This is a genomic window from Methanoregula sp. (assembly GCF_003170075.1).
Taxonomy (GTDB): Archaea; Halobacteriota; Methanomicrobia; order Methanomicrobiales; family Methanospirillaceae; genus Methanoregula.
The window spans coordinates 1-5,633 of record NZ_PMZU01000044.1; the positions used below are offsets into that span (position 1 = coordinate 1).

The following is a 5,633-nucleotide window of genomic DNA, read 5'->3' on the forward strand; positions in this document are numbered from 1 at the left end:
CGATAGCGATGACGATGGTGGGGGCATTCTTATTCAGGAAGATGAATTATTAAAAAAAATGGAATCGAAGAAAAAAGGGAGTTGAAGGATTATGGAGATAGTACCGGGAATTCACCAGGTCGATGGTGTAAATGGTAATTGTTTTATTATCATTCGGGACGAGCTGACACTTATCGATACAGGAATGCCCAAAAACAGCGCAAAAATAGTAAAATATATTCAGGATATTCTTAACCGTAAACCATCAGAAATCAAAACGATCGTCCTGACACACTTTCATATTGATCACGTGGGCGACGCTAGCGATCTCAAAAAACTTAGCGGTGCGAAGGTGGCCATTCATGAAGCGGATGCGGACTACGTTGCCGGTAGGAAAACCCAGCCTGTACCGAGAGGCGGTAGGGGAATGATCTTTAAAGTCCTCATTCCCTTGTTTTTCAGATCAAAGCCTGTTGAACCGGATATAAAGCTCAGCGACCGTGACACCATCGCTGGTCTCACCACCATTCATACACCAGGACATACACCGGGAAGTATTTGTCTTTTTGATCCGGCATCAAAAATTCTGTTTGTAGGGGATCTATTGATATTTAACGGCAGTAAAATCGAAATGGGACCATTACCATTAGACACAAGTGAGGTACAACAATCAATCAATAAAATCGCCGCAATTGATTTCGATATCATGCTGTCGGGACATGGAATACCTCTTAGACCCGATGCATCGGTAAAGGTCCGGGAGTTCGCAAAGTCATTACCCTGAGATCCTCATCGATTACCAACGTGTTATCGCTGACAATCATTACTGGAATAGGAAATACAAAGACATTACAACCAAGAGAGATTTCCGTCATGAACGCAATCGAAGCCCATCATTTAAGAAAATCTTTCGGACCGGTGACCGCGGTCAGTGATGTGAGCATCACGGTCCGGGAAGGGGAGATCTTTGGTTTCCTTGGCCCGAACGGAGCGGGAAAAACGACAACAACCCGAATGCTGAACGGCGTTATCCCGCCCGATGGCGGGACCGCCCTGATCCTCGGCCATGATATCCGGTCCGAACCTGTTCTCGCCAAACAGGGATTTGGGGTTGTGCCGGAGATCTCGAACGCCTATACTGATCTTACTGCATGGCAGAACCTGATGCTGATGGGCGAGCTGTATGGACTAGACCGCGGGAAAGCCGCACAACATTCATCCGATCTGCTCGCAACTCTCGGGCTTCTTGAGCGCAAAGACCAGAAGGTGCAGGCATATTCCAAAGGAATGAAGCAGCGACTCATCCTCGCGATGGCGCTCCTCCATGAACCGGCACTTCTTTTCCTTGACGAACCCACAAGTGGCCTCGACGTGCAGAGCACGCATATGATCCTCTCCCTGCTCCGCGACCTTAACCAGCAGGGGACTACGATTTTTCTCACCACGCATAACATGGAAGAGGCAAACCAGCTCTGCCACCGTGTCGGTATTATCCGGGCCGGAAAGATAGTGGCCACCGATGCCCCGGAGAAACTCAAGACGGCAATCGAGAAGGTCCATACAATAGAAGTAAGTTTTGATCGGGATGTATCCGGTGATGACCTGGCCGCACTCATAGGCGTGACCAGTGCTGAACGGACCGGGGATAAATGGCAGCTCACCACACCGGATAAAGATGCAACCATCCGTGCTCTTGTGACCTTTACCCAGCAGCGCGGTACAGCGATTGTCACCCTGAACACGCTCGCACCAACGCTTGATGAAGCGTTTCTCCGCCTGACGCAGGGGGATATGTCATGAACCCGGCCGGGCTTCCCGAACAGGTCAAGCGGGCATGGGCGATTGCAAAGAAAGACATCCGCCTCTATTATGCCAAGAATTCTGTACTCATCTTTGGAATTCTCATGCCATTCTTCCTTTTTCTTGCATTCTTTGCGGGGAGCAGTCAGCTCCCGCTTACGTTCCTGTTGCCGGGGCTTGTCGGGGTGACGCTCCTTTTCACTGCCACCGCCTTATCTCCCGCCATCTATGCATGGGAAGGGCGGCACGGGACGCTTGAACGGCTCGTCTCCTGCCCGATCACCATAGAAGCAATGGTTTTTGGTGATATGATCGCTTCCATCCTCTTCGGTATCGGAATTACCCTTATCACGGTCTTCATCGCGCTGGCGCTCGGTCTCCCCCTTCTTCACGGGATTATCATGATTGTCTCGATCCTGCTTGCTGCATGCTGTTTTTCTGCAATCGGGATGCTCCTTGCGGTCCCGCCAACGAGCGAGCCGTCGACCCCCATGACGCTTTCTTTACTCATCAAGTTCCCACTTATCTTTATCTCCGGTATTTTCGTCCCCCTGGACCAGTTGCCGTCATGGGGGCTCGTGCTCTCCGCCTGCTCTCCGCTCACCTACTTCACCGATCTTGTCCGCTACTCGTTTACCGGAGAACATTTTTTCCCGGTTCTTGCCGATATTCTCATTCTCGCCGTCATAACGCTGGTATTCACTGCCGGAACAATGTACCTGCACAAACGGACCATGCCCAAAAGGATGTGAGTGAAGAGCTATCTTGAAAAATCATTATTTTTTACAACACGATCATTGTTTAGATCCGATTTCCTAACAAGATCTTGGGATTAAGAATCCTGATGCTGTTATGGCGGTTCTCTCAAGTTGTCGGGATAATTACGGGGATGGGGGGGATAAATGGTTACTATCACGGTATAATCTGGCCGGACACGAGGGTTTCCAGATAGTAACGTTCCTTCGCGAAAGTTTCATTATGTCGAAAATAATTTTTCTTTATGCCATCGCAGAAATATTGTCCCCTGAAATTCGGAACGGCAGTCAATAATGAGGGATTGCTTATTGAAATCCCGTGCAACGGGAAAGCGTGTGCATGGTTTTTTGATAATCAGTGTGCCCTTATCAGCATCGCAAAAGAATTATGTTCAAACCCGAAAAGGAGAACGCCGAAGGGAATAACGGCCGATTGAACAAAAAGAGATACTGGTTGCTGGACGGACACCTTCGAACGTGAAGAGGGTTATGTTCGTTTTTTGGCATTCATTTTTCTTGTTATGTAGCCGGCAACACGATTCCTGACACGCTTGCTGTCAATCGATGCTGATGCAAACAGCTGCTGCTTGTTCGCATCGAAATTGTTCGAAAAATTCTCCCTCTGTTTGGCCAGAAGCGCGGTTCCGAGATTTTTAATATATGACGGTTTGATTCCCATGTAAAATCCCCCGAAGTTCTATTCTGTAAATGCGATTCGAGCTGATAATGATATTGTGTCCTTTTTCCTGCCCGTCTGGTTGGGGATGCCAGCGATGAGTACAAACGGGCAACGGACACTAAAAGGTGGTGTGATGGGGAGGACACTTCCCGGCGGTACCGGGTGGAACCGGCGTGGTGTGAGAAATCGTTTGATGTCCGGTTTTACCGGGGACTTATCGATAAACATATGCGGAGATATCGTATGCGTTTTCCCCGGGGGCACCCATGAAAAAAACGCCCGTAAAACCATCTGATTGCCCATCTAAAAAATCAGTGCCCATATATCCCCCTGTTTGCAAAGATACGCCCAAATTGAGCCCCATATAATCCCCATTAGCAGGCCATATTCGCGTTCTGGCAGCGATCATTTTCTCCATCAACACAAACCCATCCGGCCCCGAAAACAGCCTTCAAAACGCGTCTATGAGATCGTTTTATTTCGCCCGATTTCAAAAATAAGCTTGATTTGAGGTTATTTTGAAACGGAGCCCGATACGGGCTCCTTTTGGGGTGTGAGAATGGCGATCGGAGGCCATATTGGGCCCGGATTAGACCGGGGGATTGAGCGGGTTTATGGGGAAACTACGCCAGGAATAGTCTCAACCGGGAAACAATAGATACCCGAAACTAAACAATCAGATGAATGTTGATTGATATTTCCCCTTATCATCACAATCTTCAAAACGAACTCCGAACTCTTTGCAGACGGTCTTTGCATCCCGGTTTCTCTATAGTTTCACACCCACGCCTATCCCTTTTAGGGAGACCTGTACAGATATGGCAGCATAGAGGAGTTCGCTCGTGGACGTACCTGGTGGGAATACCGGAGGGAAATTATGACTAAGCTCAATGTCCTTGACAAGGAAGTTGCAATATTTGTACAGAATGATGAAGATTATATCTGCATCACGGATATCGCACGTTATAAGAATCCGGACAGCACAGACGATCTTATTTGCAGCTGGATCCGGAACCGCAACACTATTGAGTTTCCCGGCATCTGGGAACAACTTAACAACCCGGATTTTAATCCCGCCGGATTCGACGGGTTTGGAGAATATATCCGGGAGACTGGCCGGGACTTTTTTTAATATTCTCTGACTGGGGATGGCCGTGGAAAGTGCCGGATCCGAAACCATAATGGATACACAGGAATAACAAAATGTATCATGACTGCGCAAGCCGCATCCCGAGTGACAAAGAGCCATCCTGCAAAAAAAATGGCAAAGTCCGCGGGAAACGAGGACACCGCAAAGGATGCCCTGTACGCAGTAGAGGAACACTCGCTCTCGGGTTTTCTTGAGAACGAACCTGATCTCTATACGGTTGCCGATATCAAAGTGCGATACCGATGAAAGGCGCAATAGTCCTGATCCATTTTCCCTTCACGGACATGAGCGGATTAAAACTTCGGCCTGCTCTTGTTATTCATGAAAGTGACCAGGATGTTATTGTGGCGTTTATCTCGTCACGGATTCCGAAACACCGGTCTGACTCCGATCTTCTCATCTCCTCAGATCATCCCTCGTTTGCCGGTACCGGGCTCAAGCGACCCTCAGTGATACGATTCGATAAGGTTGCTACGGTTTCGCGGGATCTTATTGAAGGCGGAATCGGGGATATCGATGAAGGGCTTGCCCGCGAATGCAATGCCGTGATGAGCCGGGTTTTTTCGGTCTGAAGAGACCGGGACTTGGCTGCCGGTGTGCGGACCGGGTACCGGAACGGCGAACCGGCCAGATCTTCCGGTTACAATAACCCTATCCGATAATCCCCCGCTTTCGTAACTCAAAATAACATCTCGCACACGCTTCCACATCGGCGCCGGCGTTATGGCTGTCGGTAAATTCTTCCTGGAACAACTGGAGGTGCAGCTCGTTTAGTGTCGGCCACTTGTATCCATACCCGGAGGCCTTGGGAATTTTGCACCAGGTGACAACCTGCGGCGTTTTCATGGTGCAGAATTTTTGTTTTTCCAAAAGACCTGTCTCAAGACTGCACCGCAAGAATTCCGTCGTGACAATCGGCAGGTCAAAATCGAGATTATGGGCAACGACCGTTTCCGCTTTCTCCACATCGGCATTGAACTGCGGGAGCACCTTAAAGAGCGACACGCCCTCGGCTTTTGCCCGCTCGGTCGTGATCCCGTGAATCCGGGCAGAGTCCGCCGGGATGGAAAAGTCCGTCGGGTAAATGATAAAACTGTTCCGGCTTTCCGGGATCCCATCGCTGTCGTATAAGGACCAGGCGAGCTGGACGACCCGGGGCCATTTTTCTACGGGATTGTTTGTTGCGGAGTATTTTGGGAGGCCGGTGGTTTCGGTGTCGAGGAAGAGGAACATCCGGGATACTTTTGGAGGGGATGGTATTTGGGGTTGG

At 49.5% G+C, this 5,633-nt stretch carries 8 protein-coding genes; 6 read left to right on the top strand and 2 right to left on the bottom strand.

Going from position 1 to position 5,633, the window contains the following annotated elements; translation table 11 throughout:
• Nucleotides 1-91: 91 nt before the first annotated feature.
• From QZN75_RS05745 to QZN75_RS05755, 3 genes are all read left to right on the top strand, one after another.
• On the top strand, nt 92-763 hold the full coding sequence (locus QZN75_RS05745; protein ID WP_292425948.1) for an MBL fold metallo-hydrolase: 672 nt from the start codon (nt 92-94) through the stop codon (nt 761-763).
• An 89-nt stretch (nt 764-852) separates the two neighbouring features.
• The gene (locus tag QZN75_RS05750) at nt 853-1,779 is read left to right on the top strand and encodes an ATP-binding cassette domain-containing protein (RefSeq protein ID WP_292425950.1); all 927 of its coding nucleotides are present in this window, start codon (nt 853-855) and stop codon (nt 1,777-1,779) included.
• Entirely contained in the window at nt 1,776-2,531 is a 756-nt protein-coding gene (locus QZN75_RS05755; RefSeq protein ID WP_292425953.1) for an ABC transporter permease, read from the top strand. Before QZN75_RS05750 ends, QZN75_RS05755 begins: the two co-directional genes overlap by 4 nt.
• Before the next feature lie 490 nt (nt 2,532-3,021).
• Here the strand turns inward: QZN75_RS05755 and QZN75_RS05760 are convergent, their stop codons facing one another.
• Nucleotides 3,022-3,213: a 30S ribosomal protein S17e gene (locus QZN75_RS05760; RefSeq protein WP_292425956.1), complete on the bottom strand. Its 192-nt coding sequence runs from the start codon at nt 3,211-3,213 to the stop codon at nt 3,022-3,024.
• A gap of 877 nt (nt 3,214-4,090) precedes the next feature.
• Between QZN75_RS05760 and QZN75_RS05765 the strand changes: the two genes are divergently transcribed.
• From QZN75_RS05765 to QZN75_RS05775, 3 genes are all read left to right on the top strand, one after another.
• Complete coding sequence (locus QZN75_RS05765; protein WP_292425959.1) at nt 4,091-4,345, top strand: KilA-N domain-containing protein; 255 nt, start codon at nt 4,091-4,093, stop codon at nt 4,343-4,345.
• A gap of 78 nt (nt 4,346-4,423) precedes the next feature.
• Nucleotides 4,424-4,609, top strand: coding sequence for a hypothetical protein (locus tag QZN75_RS05770; RefSeq protein WP_292425962.1), 186 nt, complete (start codon nt 4,424-4,426; stop codon nt 4,607-4,609).
• Nucleotides 4,606-4,935: a type II toxin-antitoxin system PemK/MazF family toxin gene (locus tag QZN75_RS05775; protein WP_292425965.1), complete on the top strand. Its 330-nt coding sequence runs from the start codon at nt 4,606-4,608 to the stop codon at nt 4,933-4,935. The genes QZN75_RS05770 and QZN75_RS05775 overlap by 4 nt, the downstream gene beginning before the upstream one ends.
• A gap of 79 nt (nt 4,936-5,014) precedes the next feature.
• On the opposite strand, the gene QZN75_RS05780 is transcribed toward QZN75_RS05775, so the two are convergent.
• A partial coding sequence (locus tag QZN75_RS05780) for a 3'-5' exonuclease (RefSeq protein WP_292425968.1) occupies nt 5,015-5,633 on the bottom strand: 619 nt, incomplete at its 5' end.

What these genes read in the sequence shown, in the direction of transcription:
- QZN75_RS05745 (WP_292425948.1), top strand. Translation starts at nt 92, where the DNA reads ATGGAGATAGTACCGGGAATTCACCAGGTCGATGGTGTAAATGGTAAT.
- QZN75_RS05750 (WP_292425950.1), top strand. Translation starts at nt 853, where the DNA reads ATGAACGCAATCGAAGCCCATCATTTAAGAAAATCTTTCGGACCGGTG.
- QZN75_RS05755 (WP_292425953.1), top strand. Translation starts at nt 1,776, where the DNA reads ATGAACCCGGCCGGGCTTCCCGAACAGGTCAAGCGGGCATGGGCGATT.
- QZN75_RS05760 (WP_292425956.1), bottom strand. Translation starts at nt 3,213, where the DNA reads ATGGGAATCAAACCGTCATATATTAAAAATCTCGGAACCGCGCTTCTG.
- QZN75_RS05765 (WP_292425959.1), top strand. Translation starts at nt 4,091, where the DNA reads ATGACTAAGCTCAATGTCCTTGACAAGGAAGTTGCAATATTTGTACAG.
- QZN75_RS05770 (WP_292425962.1), top strand. Translation starts at nt 4,424, where the DNA reads ATGACTGCGCAAGCCGCATCCCGAGTGACAAAGAGCCATCCTGCAAAA.
- QZN75_RS05775 (WP_292425965.1), top strand. Translation starts at nt 4,606, where the DNA reads ATGAAAGGCGCAATAGTCCTGATCCATTTTCCCTTCACGGACATGAGC.